At 47.3% G+C, this 16,577-nt stretch carries 14 protein-coding genes; 5 read left to right on the plus strand and 9 right to left on the minus strand.

The features are described from left to right. The 3 genes from J2W69_RS13255 to J2W69_RS13265 all read right to left on the minus strand — a co-directional run. On the minus strand, positions 1-3,313 hold a 3,313-nt coding region (locus J2W69_RS13255; RefSeq protein ID WP_310279286.1), incomplete at its 3' end, for an Ig-like domain-containing protein. 22 nt (positions 3,314-3,335) lie between these two features. Next, complete coding sequence (locus J2W69_RS13260) at positions 3,336-4,502, minus strand: FecR family protein (protein ID WP_310279288.1); 1,167 nt, start codon at positions 4,500-4,502, stop codon at positions 3,336-3,338. After that, the gene (locus J2W69_RS13265; RefSeq protein ID WP_310279290.1) at positions 4,492-5,844 is read right to left on the minus strand and encodes a tetratricopeptide repeat protein; all 1,353 of its coding nucleotides are present in this window, start codon (positions 5,842-5,844) and stop codon (positions 4,492-4,494) included. Before J2W69_RS13265 ends, J2W69_RS13260 begins: the two co-directional genes overlap by 11 nt. A gap of 273 nt (positions 5,845-6,117) precedes the next feature. On the opposite strand from J2W69_RS13265, the gene J2W69_RS13270 reads away from it, so the two are divergent. Beyond that, positions 6,118-7,617, plus strand: a complete 1,500-nt coding sequence (locus J2W69_RS13270; protein WP_310279292.1) for a YifB family Mg chelatase-like AAA ATPase — start codon at positions 6,118-6,120, stop codon at positions 7,615-7,617. On the opposite strand, the gene J2W69_RS13275 is transcribed toward J2W69_RS13270, so the two are convergent. Beyond that, positions 7,614-8,798: a Bcr/CflA family efflux MFS transporter gene (locus J2W69_RS13275; RefSeq protein ID WP_310279294.1), complete on the minus strand. Its 1,185-nt coding sequence runs from the start codon at positions 8,796-8,798 to the stop codon at positions 7,614-7,616. The two genes, J2W69_RS13270 and J2W69_RS13275, sit on opposite strands and share 4 nt — an antisense overlap. A gap of 129 nt (positions 8,799-8,927) precedes the next feature. Between J2W69_RS13275 and J2W69_RS13280 the strand changes: the two genes are divergently transcribed. Beyond that, complete coding sequence (locus J2W69_RS13280) at positions 8,928-9,632, plus strand: substrate-binding periplasmic protein (protein ID WP_310279296.1); 705 nt, start codon at positions 8,928-8,930, stop codon at positions 9,630-9,632. 20 nt (positions 9,633-9,652) lie between these two features. On the opposite strand, the gene J2W69_RS13285 is transcribed toward J2W69_RS13280, so the two are convergent. Then, the gene (locus J2W69_RS13285) at positions 9,653-10,204 is read right to left on the minus strand and encodes a sugar O-acetyltransferase (RefSeq protein ID WP_310279298.1); all 552 of its coding nucleotides are present in this window, start codon (positions 10,202-10,204) and stop codon (positions 9,653-9,655) included. Between the two features lie 142 nt (positions 10,205-10,346). Here J2W69_RS13285 and J2W69_RS13290 point away from each other — a divergent pair, with 142 nt between their 5' ends. Then, positions 10,347-11,030: a DUF3334 family protein gene (locus J2W69_RS13290; protein ID WP_310279300.1), complete on the plus strand. Its 684-nt coding sequence runs from the start codon at positions 10,347-10,349 to the stop codon at positions 11,028-11,030. Positions 11,031-11,033: 3 nt separating this feature from the next. Here the strand turns inward: J2W69_RS13290 and J2W69_RS13295 are convergent, their stop codons facing one another. From J2W69_RS13295 to J2W69_RS13310, 4 genes are read right to left on the minus strand one after another with little or no spacing between them, the layout of a single operon-like run. Then, complete coding sequence (locus tag J2W69_RS13295) at positions 11,034-12,257, minus strand: ATP-binding protein (RefSeq protein ID WP_310279302.1); 1,224 nt, start codon at positions 12,255-12,257, stop codon at positions 11,034-11,036. Positions 12,258-12,260: 3 nt separating this feature from the next. After that, on the minus strand, positions 12,261-12,956 hold the full coding sequence (locus J2W69_RS13300) for a winged helix-turn-helix domain-containing protein (protein ID WP_310279304.1): 696 nt from the start codon (positions 12,954-12,956) through the stop codon (positions 12,261-12,263). Next, positions 12,956-13,330 carry a DUF3019 domain-containing protein gene (locus tag J2W69_RS13305; protein ID WP_310279306.1) on the minus strand — a complete coding sequence of 125 codons (375 nt, stop codon included), beginning with the start codon at positions 13,328-13,330 and terminating at the stop codon, positions 12,956-12,958. Before J2W69_RS13305 ends, J2W69_RS13300 begins: the two co-directional genes overlap by 1 nt. Before the next feature lie 14 nt (positions 13,331-13,344). Further along, positions 13,345-14,202 (minus strand): MipA/OmpV family protein, encoded by an 858-nt coding sequence (locus J2W69_RS13310; protein ID WP_310279308.1) that lies wholly within the window; start codon positions 14,200-14,202, stop codon positions 13,345-13,347. Positions 14,203-14,571: 369 nt separating this feature from the next. Here J2W69_RS13310 and J2W69_RS13315 point away from each other — a divergent pair, with 369 nt between their 5' ends. Both J2W69_RS13315 and rlmF read left to right on the plus strand, forming a co-directional pair. Further along, positions 14,572-15,612 carry a LacI family DNA-binding transcriptional regulator gene (locus J2W69_RS13315; protein WP_310279310.1) on the plus strand — a complete coding sequence of 347 codons (1,041 nt, stop codon included), beginning with the start codon at positions 14,572-14,574 and terminating at the stop codon, positions 15,610-15,612. Positions 15,613-15,633: 21 nt separating this feature from the next. Next, positions 15,634-16,563 (plus strand): 23S rRNA (adenine(1618)-N(6))-methyltransferase RlmF, encoded by a 930-nt coding sequence (gene rlmF / locus J2W69_RS13320; protein WP_310279312.1) that lies wholly within the window; start codon positions 15,634-15,636, stop codon positions 16,561-16,563. Positions 16,564-16,577 lie beyond the last annotated feature (14 nt).

Below are 16,577 nucleotides of genomic sequence, written 5' to 3' on the forward strand. Positions count from 1 at the left end.
TGAAGGCCAGGTCTGGGTCATAAATATCATTCTGCAGCAATGAATTACCTGCTGTGACTGTCAGTAGCGTATCTTCATCCAGGGTGTAAGCGTCAAAGTTTGCTAATAAGGGGGGCAACACCTGGGCTATAGTGATTGTTACTGCCGCACTGGCAGTTCTTACCCCATTAGTGACCTGATAGTGAAAAATATCCTGCCCATAGACGTTTGTATTAGGTTGATAACTAAAGCTGCCATCCGCGTTCATACTCAGCTGCCCATAAAAAGGCCCTGAAGTGACAGAGGTGATAGTTAACCCTAGACCTGTAGGGTCTGTGTCATTGCTAAGCACACCAGCAGCGGCAATCACCTGCAACAGACTGTCCTGATTTACTGTATAAGAATCGGCATTGGCCACAGGCATAGCAGATATCAAATTCAGCGTAATTAAAGCAGTACCTGTAGCACCTGCACTGTCAGTGATTTGTATAGTTAAAACACCACTGGATCCGCCTCTGGCCTGCAAGGCACTTGCACTGGTAACCACAAGCTGGCCTTGATTGGTCACTGAAAAAGCTTGGGTGTAATCTCCACTCAGAATGCTAAAGCTGTAACTCTGATTGGTTTCTGCATCTTGCCAAATCAGTTGCCCCACTACAGTTCCCTGCGCTACAGCCTCAGAAAAAGTAAAAGTAGCAGGATTTAATACAGGCGCATCATTCACCGGAGTCACAGTTATAAGCACTGTAGCCTGAGCAGAGCGGGTACCATTGCTGGCACTGTAAACAAAACTGTCTTGTCCATAAAAGTTCAGGTTTGGACTATAGCTAAAATGGCCGTTGGCATTGAGGCTTAACACACCATGAGCAGGTGCTGTCACCAGACTGGCTGCCAAGCCAACCCCTTTTGGATCCAGGTCATTGGCGAGCACACTGACAGTTGACGTCAGCACCTGGTCTTCCGCTACTGAATAGTTGTCATTCTTTGCAGTAACCTGAGTACTTTTAACCTTGACAGTTACAGTGGCTTGCGCTGAAAGTCCTGCACTATTTTGTGCTTTGACCGTCAGTAGTACAGAAGTCCCGGCCAACTGAACCAAAGGTGCAGGGTTTGCAACGCTGAGTATACCGGCAGCTGTCAGATCGAAAATACCTTGTGCATTACCAGCAATAAGACTGAAGCTGATGCTTGTATCAGGAGCAGTATGGGTCACAAAAAACTGGGCCAGACCAAAACCTGGAGGTACATCATCCCAAAGGTCAATAGTTACATCGGCGAACACTGGGGGGTTTGGAGCAGCAATAATAGTGATGGTCACTGTGCCGGTACCCACTGCTCCTGCTGGATCCGTCACCTGATAGCTAAAACTGTCTGTCCCTGCAGCTGTCGCATTGGGCTGATAACTGAAAGCCCCGTTTGCTGACAAGGTCAAGACGCCCTTGGCCGGAGCTGCAACAGGGGTTGTCACCAGACTCAGGTTGGTATCATCCACATCAAACGCATGCGCTAACAAACCGGGCGCTGAAACTGACAACAAAGCGCCCTGATTCACAGAATAAGCGGATGGCTGCACCACAGGTGGATCATTTTGCGCCAGCACAGTCAGCAGCACAGTGGCAGTGCTTACTAGACCGGTGGGGTCTTTAATCTGGTAGCTAAAGCTGTCAGTACCAAAAAAATCCTGGTTAGGGATATACAAAAAACTGCCATCGGATGCCAATACCAACTGGCCATTTTTGACCGTAGTTGGCAGCTCTGTCACCAGCGTGATAACGTCGCCATCCGGATCAAAATCGTTGGACAAAATGCCATTGGCAGCATCAACTACCAACCTAGCATCTTCATTCACCTGATAACTGTCATTTCGAGCAACAGGAGCAGCATTTGTCATTTCAATGCGCAGACTGACCCTGGCCTGGGCTGAACCGCCCTGACCATCAGTCACCTGATACACAAAAAAATCTTCGCCTGCATAATTGGTTTGTGGTGTATAGCTAAAAGAGCCATCCGCATTGAGTTGTAAGCTGCCATGAGCAGGCGCCACTACAGGTATAGTGTCGACTACCAGCGTATCACCGTCCAGATCAAAATCATTACTTAACACACCAGGTGCAGCGATATTCAGACTGTTGTTTTTATTCAGGCTATAACTGTCATCCTGAGCTACAGGCGCATCGTTCACAGGCAGCACAGTTAAACTGACCAGAGCCTGAGCTGTCAGCCCTTGGGTGTCGACGATTTGATAAATAAAACTGTCATTACCAAAAAAGTTGGGCGCAGGCTGATAAATAAAAGAGCCATCGGTATTCAGTACCAAAGTTCCGTTATCCGGCAAACGCACAGCTTGTGGATCCAGACTAAAACTACGGTCATCAGGATGACTGTCGTTGTTCAGTAAAAAGCCTCTGAATTCAGTATCTTCGTTCAGGCTAAACTGATCAGGGGTAGCAACAGGAGCTGAAAATTCAGCAGCCCCCAGTGGTTGTATTACATGTTGCTGTGAAAATAAGCTTTCACCGGACGAATCAACTCCGGTAACGACGACAAAATAACGTTGATTTGCAATTAACCCCGGCACAGCCACAGTGGGTTGCGACAAAGCTAAAAACTGGCGGCCACCTGTTTTAGTCAGGACATTTTCTGGTGTGATACCGGGCTGCTCAGCAATATACAGGTTGTACCTGCGGGCGTTGCTATTTGCTGCCCAATTGATCTGTGCAGTCGTAACAGTTCTGCTGGTATTTAACCCTGTTATGGCTTCAGGTAACCATTCAATGTCCCGGGCGTCAAACATAACACGGTTACCCAACACATCTTCCAGCCACAGCTCTAAACGCAAGGAACCCGGAGTCAGGCCAAAATTGCGCGGGTTCACACCAGTCACAGTTTGCGAGAAGCTTGTACCACAATTGCTGTCACATAAAACCAATGCTTGTTCACTACCGCTAAACCCCACCAATACACGGGCTATGCCATCAGGATCAGCCACATCAACAGCTATAGTCAGATTGCCACTGATGCTTTCACCTGAACGCGGAAAACGATAATTGGCAGTACCATTCGCTACCGCCAGATTTTGCACCAGATTAGTACGTAAAGGTGAACCCGCTGCCAGCGAGTTGTAGCCAAAAGCCACCATCAGGCCCATTTCAACCGGAGTGTCACCCACAGGAGGGACAACAGGAGTAGTAATAGGTGGAGGCACAACAGGTCTGTCCCCTGAGGGGGTATCCGACCCACTGTCCCCACCAGAGCCGCCACAAGCAGTCAGCACAAAACAAAGGGTTAAGATTAACCAGCGCCGGAAAAACTCACGAAACAGAGCTACACGCATAACTTTATCCTTCAGGGCGGCGCTATTTAATCAAAAAGATACCGCCAGCAGTGACGGCCGGGTTCTCAATTTCACTCAATACAAACTGCCCGAGGATTTGATCAATACCATTCACAAAAAGCGTATCGATTTGCCCCTGAGCTCTTTCATTACCATGGCTGGCGAAATTAACACCTAATTCCAGCTGGTCCACATTCACCACACCGTTAAAAGCTGCAAACCATTCACCGCCAGCATCATTAAAAGACAACTCGCCCTGAGGTACAGTGCCATTATCAAAATCTATGGTCAGACTAACCTGAAAGCCAGATACAGCGCCTTCGGTGCTTTGTACGCTGAACTGCTCAAGAGTGTTGTATTGGTAACTGCCGGTACGCGCCGCGATCAAGTCAGCAACTGGTATCTGATTGTTACTGCCCTGATAGGATTGCGCCGCGATAAAGGACGTGTCTTCAGATCCTTGATTTGATACTGAGTTTGTAGCCTGAGTTAACACCGTATTTGAGGCTGTATTTGTGTTGCTGCCTGATCCACTGCTGCTTTCCTCGTCACCAGCACCTGTATCTCCTGCAAATTCAGCAGGAGGTGATAACAAAGGGGTCACCTGCCCAGCCCTGCTTATCCGCGCAAAAGATGAACTCTGGCCACCACCAAAAGTGACATTTTCAACTGTGCCATCTGCTCTGGTAACTTGTAACTCAATCTGGCCATCCCAGACGCCAACCAACATAATTTCGTTGATATAGGACAACTGAAAGGTAGTACCCCGGATACCTATACTGCCCACAGGCGTTTTCAGTTGGTAGTTACCTGCATCGCCTTTAATAGAGCCTGTGACGGTGCGCAGGCTGCCTTTCACCAGCTCCATCACCACTGACCCTTGTTCCGTGGCAGAGCCGGCTTTGTATTCAGAGATCAACAGTTCTGTATCGCTTTGTAAAGCTAACAGAGCGCCATCAAGCATTCTGAACTGGGCCTGGCTTTGCGCTCCGGTACTGACCTGATCAATATTAAAAACCGGCGCTTTACGATTCAAATCACGGCTTTGTTGGGTATCAGTTGCTGTTGCCGTGACATTGCCTCTGGCCATCAATGTCAGGCCTGCATTGTCTGCTTGATCCTGCGCCGACAGAGCAAGACTACATAAAGCCAGCATTGGCATAACAATCACACTAAGGTTAGAACGCATAGCTGGCTCCTAGCACACATTCTGTGCGGTCATATGCATACAAAGTCACAGGGCTGTTTTTATTAGTGTAGCTGCATCTGAGCTCAGTGCCGAACGAGGCCGAGTACTGCCAAATCCAACTGCCCGTGAAGGAGAATAATGCTTCATCCCGCACTACTCTGAATAAAGGATGAGGCGCTTTATGACTGATGTCCTGTAGTTCAGCTCTGGCGATAAGAACATGGGAAGCACTGGCCAGCCAGATGGTGCTGTAACTTAAAGAACTGACCACCCTGCTGTTATAGTCAGCACTTTCCAGACGGCTGCGCTCATTGGACACACTGAGACTGGCCTGATTAATCCAGCGGCTGCCTTTGCGCTCCCATGACGCGCTCAGAGCGTGCAGGGTCAGATTTAGTCTGTCATCTATTCTGTTGTCTGAACGACCTGACACCCACTGCAGACCCACAGAATTCAGTGCATTCATCTGATATTTTCCGCTGATTTGACCGCCCCAGTCATTGCGATACAACTGTCCGTCCAAACGTAAAGGCCTGCTGTAGGCGCGCATGCTGTAGCTATAGTGCTGATAATCAGCCTCAAAACCTACACGGGCCGCCAGGGTTTCCCTGTCAAACTCAGACAGTTGATTAAACTTTGTGGCGCCTAATTGTGCATCGGCCAGCCAGGCATAACGTTGGTCCTGCTGCCAGCGTCCATCGAAGCTGTATCCAAGCTGGTGAAAGTTATCACTGCTCGCCTGGCTTTGGGGAAACACATCAATTTCGCCTAAAGAAGGGATAAAAACTCTGTCTTCGGCAGTACCACTGTTGACGTTGTCATCATGGCCAAAGCCATACCTGATCTTATGCCGCTGATGGCCTTTTAGCTTAGTTTGTTCCCACTCTGCTGCGCTACGTAACTTAGAGACAGGTTCAACCAAATCTCCTTGTGGCTGTTTCTCAAGTTGATCCAACTGACGTAAAACCGCAGGATAATTTTTTGTTTTGTAATAGGCCTGAGCTAAGGTAAAACGAGCTTGTTGCCACGCAGGTTTCTCAGCAACAACACGTTCAAGCGCAAATACAGCTCTGTCATTTTGACCTACATGCAAGGCAATACGACCATAAGCCATATCAAAATCCGGGTCACCCGCCAGCTCCATTTCTAAAGCTTCTGCCAACTGATACGCCTGATCCAGCTGACCTGCTTTGACCAGTTGAATAAATTCAGCCTTTTGCTGTTCTGTATTTTGCGCTGCAGCAAACAGCGGAAAAACCGCCGTGCTCAACAAAATAAAGAGGCCTATTTTAAAAAGAGGCGTGCGGGTGGCTTTCACTTTGGGTCTCCCTACTTTATTCACTGCAACCTCTTTTTTCTGGTGGTGGTCAGACAGATGGAGTATTTGATTGAAAATTTTTTATTCTGCTGTAACAGGAATAGCAGGAAATGAAAAAAAGGAAAGTCCAAACTTTGGATTTTATAGTTGAAACGAAAAATAAATAGTCTGCATAAACATAGATTTAGCAGTTAATTTATGCTCTTAAATCCCTCCTTTTATCAATTCGACAACCGAACTGGCTAATTCAGATTCCAAGGTTAAAATTAAGTAAACAAATTTATCTGAGGATGGATCATGGCATTGGCCTTAGTCCATAGCAGAGCCCGCTGTGGTTTGGACGCACCGCTGGTGACAGTAGAGGTGCATTTAAGTCGTGGTTTGCCTGGTTTTCAGCTGGTGGGTTTACCTGAAACCTCTGTCAAAGAAGCCAAAGACCGAGTGCGCAGTGCACTGATTAATAGTGGTTTTGAGTTTCCGGATCATAAAATTACTGTCAACCTGGCCCCTGCTGACTTACCTAAAGAAGGGGGCCGTTTTGATTTAGCTATAGCCCTTGGCATACTGCATGCGAGCGGTCAGCTGCAGGCTGATTTATCAGCTTATGAATTTTTTGGAGAACTGGCATTATCAGGTGAGATCCGTAGCATAGTAGGAGAAATTCCTCTGGCTTTAGCTTGTAAAATTGCAGGACACACAGCGGTATTTCCTTTGAAAAATGCCATACAAGCGCAACAAGTGCCTGATCTGAAAGTTTTTGGCACAGAGCACTTATTACAGGTGCATGCCTTTTTATTAGATCATCAGGATTTACCCGCTATTCCGGCTATCCCTGACACCCAGGCGGAACCTTACCCGGATCTGGCCGAAGTACGGGGCCAGGCTCAGGCCAAAAGAGCACTGGAGATAGCAGCAGCTGGCGAACATAATCTGTTGATGTTTGGCCCGGCAGGCACAGGGAAATCAATGCTGGCCCAACGTTTACCCGGCATACTTCCCACATTAACCGATCAGGAAGCATTGGAAACCGCAGCCATTTATTCAGTAGCAGCACAGCCCCGTACTTTGCAGCAATGGCATCAACGGCCCTTCCGTCAGCCTCATCATAGCTGCTCTGCTGTTGCTTTGGTTGGAGGTGGTTCTGTACCACGCCCCGGTGAAATTTCCCTGGCGCATAGCGGCGTTTTGTTTCTGGATGAGGTACCTGAGTTTCCGCGAGTAGTGCTCGAATCCCTGCGCCAGCCATTGGAAAGCGGTAAAGTATTTATTTCAAGAGCGGCCAGACAGGCTGAGTTTCCGGCAAGTTTTCAGTTGGTGGTGGCGCTGAACCCCAGCCCTTCAGGGCATCATAAAGATGGCCGTTCCAGTCCGGAACAGATCAGGCGTTATTTAAGCCGCCTGTCAGGTCCTTTTCTCGACAGAATAGAGTTACAGGTAGAAGTTCCTTTATTGCCCAAAGGCAGTTTAAGCCAGATGAAAAGCGAAGAGCCCAGTGCTCTGGTGAAACAACGGGTGGAGGCAGCCAGAATGGTACAATGGCAACGCCAGGGCAAAGCCAATGCGCGTTTAAACCTGACGGAACTGGAGCAACATTGCCGTTTACAACCAACAGATGCGGATTATTTTGAAACTTGCCTGACTCAGTTAAAGCTGTCAGCCCGCAGTTATCATAAGCTGTTAAAAGTCGCCCGCACTCTGGCTGATTTAGCACAGCGGCCACAAATAGAACGTAACGATTTACTCGAAGCCCTGAGTTACCGCTCCTTTGACCGCTTACTGAATTATTTACAGTCTTAGAGTTCTTTAACAGCTTTGCTCTGATACACACCAAAAAACTGACTGACTGCAATAGCCACTACGCCAGAAAACATCAGTACAGAAAACGGCAATGCAGTACCAGTGTATCCCAACGCCAATAAAGGCCCGGCCAAAGCACCACTGCCAAAACGTAAAGTGCCAATCACAGCTGTTGCTGTGCCGCTATGCTCTGGAAACCGCATTAAAATCATGGCATCGGCATTGGTGGCTATCAGCCCCAGACTTGCCATCAGCGGCGCTATACTCAGCACAGTGAAGACCAACCCCAGTTCAAACCAGTTTGCCAGACAAAGTACAACAGAGCTGAACAAGGCCAGCACCAGACCAAAATTCAGCATTCGCTGCGGACCAAATCTGCTGACATACCTGCTGTTACAAAAATTTGCCAGCATCAGCATCCCCACATTCAAGGCAAACAGCAGGCTAAACAGCTGCTCGTTGACACCATAATATTCAATGTAAACAAAAGGCACTGCGGTTAAAAAACAGAAAAAAGCAAAAGAGGCAAACATCGAAGTCGCAATTTGTGGTCGTGCCGCCACATTGGCAAACACAAAACGGTAACCTGCCAAAAACTCCAGTTTTCGCCCTTTAATCACAGGCACAGGATCGGGCAAAAAGCGCCAGGTCAGCAGCAGTATGAAAGACGAATAAAGCGCCAGTACCAGAAATATATCCTGCCAGTGGCCTACCCATAACACAGCGCTGCCAATGGCTGGCGCTATTAAAGGCGCCATCATCATAATCATCGAGACATAAGACATGCCTTTAGCTGTGTTTTCCTGATACAAAGCACGAATAATACCAGGCACAACTACAGTGGCCGCGCTGCCGGCAAAAGCCTGAAAAGCACGCAAACTCAACAACCACTGTGCATCCTGACAAAATACCAGAGCAAAACTGGCCAGACTAAAAAACAACAAACCACAGAGCGCCAGTGGACGACGACCAATTGCATCCGCTAAAGGACCAAAGAGCAACATCCCCAGACCATAAGCGGCCAGATAGACACTTAAGGACTGCTGGATCAGGCCAATATCTGTGCCCAGTTCATCAGCCATTACTGGCATAGCAGGCAAATACATATCAATAGCCAAAGGCGTAGTTGCAACTATACTGGCAAGCAGCAGTAACAACCCAAAAGAGACTGTTTTACTCATGATCATACTCAGGCAGGAAGTAAAGAAATGATAACTGATCTCAATAAAATTATTGCAGCCTAAATCGCAAAAATTGCGACACTGGTCCTGAACTGTGCTAAATAAGCAGAGTCTTCCCGGAGTTTTGCTATGAAACGTCTAGTTGTATTGTTAAGCCTGCTTTGCGCCCTGGTGCAGGCTGCACCATTAAAAGTAGGGTTGCATGACTCTGCGCCCTGGGCTTATCGGAATGCTCAGGGCGAAATTACCGGGCTGGACTATGAAATAGTCAAAACCATTTTGCTGCGTGAAGGCATTGAAGCCGAATTTGAACTTTATAGTTACAGCCGTTTATTAAAACTCTTCTCAGAAAAAAAGCTGGATATGGCCAGTCCTGTTGCCGTGCCTTATCCAGGCGCATTTTATAGCCAGCCTTATTTTACGGTGCTGGATGTTGTGGTGACAAAAAGCAGCAGCCCTGTGTCGATTAACAGCCTGAAAGATTTGGAAGGAAAAACTATAGTTGCCTACCAGCAAGCCAGTGAAGTACTGGGTCCGGATTTTGCGGCAACTGTTAAAAAAGCCCATTATCTGGAAGAAGCTGACAGAGTTCAGCAGTTTGAATTATTGATGAACGACAGAGTCCAGCTGATGATAGGTGACGCCAAAGTGCTGGCTTATTACGCAACCAAACATTATGGCGCCAAAAGCATTAAGAGCCACCAGATACTGCCCTCTGTAGATTACCCTGCAGCCTTCTGGAGTGCAGAATTACAGGCAAAGTTTAACTCAGGTCTGCTGCACCTGACCGAGTCAGGAGAGTTTGACCGTATCCACGCTAAACCCCGGCTTTAATCCAGATTTTAATCCAGATTTTAATCCAGATTTTTAATGATTGTTGCCGGATTACCCGCCACCACTTTATACGCGGGTACGTCTTTGGTCACCACAGCACCGGCCGCAATGACTGCACCTTCACCTATGGTAACACCAGGTAAAATAATAGCACCACCGCCCACCCAGACTGAATTGCCTATAGTCACAGCTTTGCCTTGTTCGAGCCCTGTTTTACGCTGAGCCGCATCCAACGGATGAGTCACAGTGTAAATTTGCACTCCAGGTCCAAACAGCACATCATCGCCAATACTGACTTTGGCCGCATCTAAAATAACGCAGTTGTGGTTGGCATAAAAATTCTGACCCAGTTCAATGTTCTTACCATAGTCACAGAAAAAATTCGGTTCTATATAACAACTGCCCACTTTGCCAAATAGCTGCCTGGCTAACTCTTGATGAGCTTTAAAAGGCAAAGGGCCTTGCTGGTTAAGCTGAGCACACAAAGCCTTGGCCTGCACCCGCTGTTTGGCCAACACTTTATCTGCCGGATTAAACCATAAAGCCGCAGCCATTTTTTCCTGTTCAGTCATCAGTTAGTGCCCTTGTTTAACTTATTGATAAGTGAATACGTCTGGCAGAGCCATTAACACAAAGCTTCAGGCTTTTTATAGTCTTATGCGTTGGAATAGAGATATACTAAGGCTAATGTCGTTGTTTAGCCGGGTTTATCAGATGAAAAAAACTAAAGTAGTGACCACCGAAGAAATATTGCTCACCCTCTGCCATTCCGTTACTCAGGTATTAGCTGCAGCTGGCAACGATAGAGTTGCCTATTCACCTATGGTACAAAAAATCCAGAAAACCTGCCTGCGTCCTGATCTTGGCTGTTTTGTGTTATTTGACGGTGGTTTTTCTGGTTTAGTCATTATCAACTTTACGTCGCAAGCAGCGATGGAAATTTACCGTAAATACATGATGAGCATGGGTATGCCAGAATCTGAACTGGCTAATTTCCATACCTCAGACGAAGTAGGTAATGTGATGGGCGAACTGATGAACCAAATCGTCGGTGACTTCACCAACAGAGTCCGTATGGAGCTGCAAACCTCTATTAATCAAAGCCAGCCAAAAATGATGGCGATTAATAAACAAGTGCAAATCATGATCAATACTCAGTTGGATCAACCTCAGGCCCGACGAGTGACCTTCAGCACACCAAACCATGCAATTTTTTATATGGAATTGTCGATGGATAAAACTGAATTTATCCAACTGCACGATTTCATCCCGACACAGGATGAAAATCCGGACGATATTATTGCCAATACCAATGCAGCAGAATCAGAAGCGGCAGAAGCTGTTGAAGTATTAACTTCTGATGCTGATGATGATTTCCTGAAAAATCTGGGGCTCTAAGGTCTACATTCTGCCATCAGAGCGCGGCTCAGATGGCAGTTTTATCCTGAAGCTGGCGCCACCTAAGCGGCTTTCTCCAACTTCAATGTTGGCCTTATGCCATTCAAGTACACGACAAACAATAGCCAGCCCTAAACCAAAACCACCAAAACCTTTTTGTCTGCTCGGGTCTAACCGCACAAAAGGCTTGAGTATCTCTGCCCTTTTTTCTGGCGCTATGCCAGGACCATCGTCTTCGACACCTATTTCAATACCAGATGCAGCAGGCTCTAGTACCAGTAACACTTTGCTGTGGGCAAATCGTTTGGCATTTACCAGTAAGTTTTGTACCGCCCTTTCCAGATAGTGGCCGTCGCAGGCATAAACACAGCTGTTGCTCAGATGCAGTTCAATGGCAGCACCAGGCAAAGGAGATAACTTCTCCACTAAGTTTTGCAGCAACTCAGACAAGTCCACCTGCTGCATCTTCAACTGAGGTTGTGCGGATTCAAGACGGGCGTAGTCCAGCATCTCATCTACCAGTTGCTCCAGCTCTTTGACATCATTCAGCATCAACTGTTTTTCGTCCTGGGCTAAAGCAGACAGCTCCAACGCAAAACTTAAACGGGCTAAAGGCGTACGCAACTCGTGTGAAACCGCCTGCGTCATTTCACGCTGTAAACCAAGCAATCGCTGGATTTGTTGTCGCATCTGTTCAAAGCTGATGGCGATGGGGGCAATAAAAGAGCGAACAGGAACAGCAGCTGTGCCTGCCGGATCCGATAATTGTTGTTTTAACTTCTGAATATCCCGGGCTACAGGCCATAACCATAACCAGACAGCTATCGCCAACAGGCCCAAAAACAACAAACTAAACCAATAAGAGGGCACTGTACTCTCGCTCAGATCTGTAGGCCCCAACTGCCATAATTCGCCCTGCTGCATGGTGTAAAAAAACACCTGATCCCGGGTGAACAAAGGCACAACCTGCCCTGCCTCTAATGCAGCGTGTTCAGCTTCAGACCATAAAATGCTGCCTGCGGGTAACAAAGTGGCAGGTAAAGCAGAAGAAAGCTGAGCTTGTGGTAAAGACTGTGTACTGAGTTGGCCGGCAAGATTGTCTGCAACCAGCATCACCCAGGGCGGGACCTGGCTTTGTGTTTCCTGCCAGATACGCTCCACAGTCCAGCCAACACCAATCAGCACCAGCGAAATGAACAAATAAAAATGTAGGAATAACCTGGACACTTATTAGCTGTTCCAGGCATCAGCAACAAACAGATATCCTTTGCCCCACACAGTTTTGATCCGGAAAGGCGTTTCAGCATTGTCATTTAACTTGCGGCGCAAATGCGATACCCGCACATCGACAGTGCGATCCAGACCATCGTATTCACGACCAATAATTTGTTTGTGGATAGCCTCACGTTTTACGGTCTGGCCGGCATGTTTGGCTAACATCCACAATAAATCAAACTCATAGCTGGTTAATTCAACCAGTTGTCCGTCAAAATGAGCTTCGCGGGCACTGTTATTCAGATTCAGCTTGCCGAAGCCAAGCTCCTGATTTTCAGTTTTCTGAACTGGATTGCCGCGTCTTAGTAACGCATGAACCCGTGCCAGCAATACACGAGGCTCCACAGGTTTAATCACATAATCATCAGCGCCCAATTCCAAACCCAGCACCTGATCGATATCACCTTGTTTGGCCGTTAACATCAGCACCGGAGCGGTAAACCAGGGGCGTATAGCCCGGCAAATGCTAAAACCATCCATACCAGGCAACATCAGGTCAAGAATAACCAGATCAGGCTGCCAGGTCTGGCAAATAGCAGGCACAGTATCACCTCTGCTTTCCTGTCTGACGTCAAAACCATGTTGCTGCAAAAAACTCTGCACTAAAGCCGCCAGACGGGCATCATCTTCAACTAATAAGATTTTTTGCATTAAAACACACTCCAGGGGGCCACCAGACGGCGTCGTTTTTCCGGCTGACGGCTTAATACAATTAACTCTTTTTGCAACAACACTTGCCTGTTGTTTTGCAATCTCACTTCCGTTTTACCTGGCCAGTTTAACTCTTGTTGCCACTGTCCTTGTTCTGCCTGTTGCCAACACTGCATCTGTTGTTGTGCAAAATACAGACATAAGTTTTCCGCCTTACTGCTGCTCCAGCTGACGGTAAGCTGTGCTTCGCAATTTTGTTCCACTGTTGCAGCAACGCAAAAAGCCGGACTTACAGACCAGCATAATTCAGCATTGCATTCAGGGACTTGAGCTGTCGCCAGCAGCATATTACCGGCGAATAACAGCCCGAACATTCCCTATCCTTGCGTCAATAAAAGCGATAACTTACACCTACAAACCAGGTCTGCACTGAATCATCCTGCACTAACGGACTATCCGTCATTGCATCATCCAAATGCAGATATCGATAAAAAGTCAGCAGTGACCAACGCTGATCCAGCGCTTTTTGCCAGCCTAACCTTATTTCAGGTTGCCAGCTGGCACTGCCCTGATAGCGCTGCAGATAATACAGGTCATCCTCGTCAACACCATAATAGGTCTCGATGAGTTTGGCACTTTTCCAGTATAAACTGGTACTCAGGTCAAACTGCCCACCAGCCAAAGGCCAAAACCGTGACCAGCTCAGGCTGGCATTCTGACCTTTGTACTTTGAACTGATGTCCTGCCACAGGTTCAGTCGGCTTTGCCATTGTTCACCAAACCAGTTGAACTGAATACCAGCGTCTATTGCCGTGGGCCGTTTTTTGACATCTGTAATAGATACTGCAGCCAGAGATTTTTCAGTACCCGTGTCTACTTCTGGTGGCAGCAAAGCTCCTGAGGTTCTCATACTGACTACATTGCCGGCAAACCAACGCTGGAAATAGCCTTTTTCTGAATTCAGCCGCATCACCATGCTGACGGCAAATTGCTCATTTTGCTTTAGGCTATATCCTAAAGTGCCATTATCAATAAACCAGGAGTCAGTGTAATAACTAAAGTCAGGTAGAAGCAGCATAGGAAAGCTGTCGCCGTCATACAATGGATTGCTGCGCTGCCCTGCCCCCAAGGCTACAGAAAGCTGAAACTGATTCGGAGCTATGCAGCCTTCTTCATCAGTAGCGCATGCAAATGCAGTACCGCTGCCTAAAAGACAGAAAAGAAAAAGCCAAGCCGCTGATTTCATCAAAATACTACCCAAAGCATGAATGGCGTTCACTTTAGCATTGAAAGCAAAACAGCTTAAGCAAAGTTAACAACTTCACACAAATTGCCGCATAAAATCACAGCAAAGCAGCAGGCTTTTTCTGACCCGAAGCACAGTGGCTAAAGACCTTTCCTCTGCAGGGGTGAAAAGGATCCAACAGGCTAATTTAATGCTATGATGCCGGACGCTCGCAAGAACAAACAGCTTGTAGCAGCAAGGCAACAACAGAAAGAGTCCCTTTGCACATAGTTGCCTTATGTGATGAGGGTGAGAAAGCGCAGCCAACGCAGCTGCAGCTTCAAGTGAGAAGGGTATATGAAGTCAACAAATCAGCCAGGAATAGCCCCGATGACACCGTTGAAAGGAAAAGCGACCTCCTTTGATATCGCCTATCTTGCCGGTGTATCCCAATCTACAGTTTCCCGTGCATTGCGTGACAGCCCTGCTGTAAATCAGGAAACCAAAGACAAAATTTTTGCCATCGCCAAGCAGTTAAATTACAAGGTGGATAAAAACGCCAGTAATTTACGCAAACAAACCACTGGCACCCTGGCGCTGTTGCTGTTTGAAGACCCTACTGTGGATGAATCACAAATTAATCCATTTTTTCTTGCTATGTTGGGCAGTATTACCCGTGCCTGCAGTCAGCGTGGTCATGATTTATTAGTCTCCTTTCAACAACTCAGTAATGACTGGCATGCAGATTACGAAGACAGTAAAAAAGCGGATGGCATCATTTTGCTCGGTTATGGCGATTACAAAGACTACGAAGAAAAGCTCAATACCCTGTTAGCTCAGCAAACCCATTTTGTTTGCTGGGGCGCTGAAGTGCACGGCCATCCTGAATTCACTATCCGCAGTAATAACCTGCAAGGTGGCAAACTGGCCGGACAGCACCTGTTGCAACAAGGCAGGAAACGTTTTGCCTTTCTTGGCAATGCTTCCGATCACAGCCCTGAATTTTTGGCCCGGTATCAGGGCATGGTGCATGCTTTAGAACAAGCAGGTATAGCAGAAAACACTGTGGCACAACTGGATGCGATTTCAACAGAGCAGGCAGGTTTTGATGCCATTAATCAATTACATGCTCAAGGCAAAAGCTTTGACGCCTTATTCTGTGCCAGTGATCTGATCGCAATAGGCGCTATTCGTGCTCTGCAGAAAAAAGGCCTGAAAGTGCCGGAAGATGTGGCTGTGGTAGGTTTTGATGATATCCCTGTTGCGTCCTTCTCTTCTCCTGCTTTAACCACTATTCAGCAAAATACCTCGCTGGCTGGTGAGATGCTGGTGGTCAACTTATTAAAACTGATTAACCACCAGCCTGTTGAGCTAACAGAAATTCAGCCAAAAATCATCGTCCGTCACTCTTGTGGTGCTGCAGAGCGTTAAGCTGCAGCCCTGGTTCTTTTTATGACTTCCACTTCCAAAGGCCTTCATCCCCGCAACAAGCACCAGCACGCTTATGATTTTGAGGCTTTATCCGCTGCAGTACCGGCTTTAACTGCCTTTGTGCGCGACAACGGCTATGGCACGCTTTCAATTGACTTTGCCAACCCGCAAGCCGTTAAAACCCTGAATCAGGCTTTGTTAAAACACTTTTATGCGATACCACACTGGCAATTGCCCGAGCAGTTTTTATGCCCCGCAGTGCCGGGAAGAGTAGATTATCTGCATTATCTGGCCGATCTGTTAGCGCCTCTGAATAAAGGCAAAGTTCCAACAGGTTCGAAGCTGCACCTGCTCGATACCGGCTGTGGTGCCAATCTGATCTACCCTTTGCTGGCTCAGGCTGAATATGGCTGGAAAGTTACGGCCTCAGAACTGGACCCGGAAGCACTGGCTGCAGCTGTGTTATTGATTAAGCAAAACCAGCTGCACCATAAAATAGCATTACGTCAGCAGCACAAAAGCGAACAGATATTTCAGGGTATTATTCAGCCTGATGATCTGTTTGATTTAACCTTATGCAATCCGCCTTTTCACAGCTCTGCTGAGCAGGCTCAGGCTGGCAGCGAACGCAAAGCGAAAAACCTCGGCCAGAAAAATACCAGATTGAACTTTGCGGGCCGCAATCATGAACTCTGGTGTGAGGGCGGAGAAGCAGCTTTTATTCGCCGTATGATCAACGAAAGCCAAAGTTATGCTCAGCAGGTAGTATGGTTTAGCAGTCTGGTGTCTAAACAGGAGAATCTGCCTGTATTGCAGCAACAACTGACAAAACTGGGTGCACAGCAGCAACTGATTGAAATGCAGCAAGGCAATAAACAAAGCAGACTATTAGCCTGGTCTTTTATGAATCCAACACAACGTCAGTTGTGGGCAGACTATCGCTGGCGTTAAAGCACAGCAGAGGA

Origin of the sequence: Rheinheimera soli (assembly GCF_031457405.1) — a bacterium.
Taxonomy (GTDB): Bacteria; Pseudomonadota; Gammaproteobacteria; order Enterobacterales; family Alteromonadaceae; genus Pararheinheimera; species Pararheinheimera soli_A.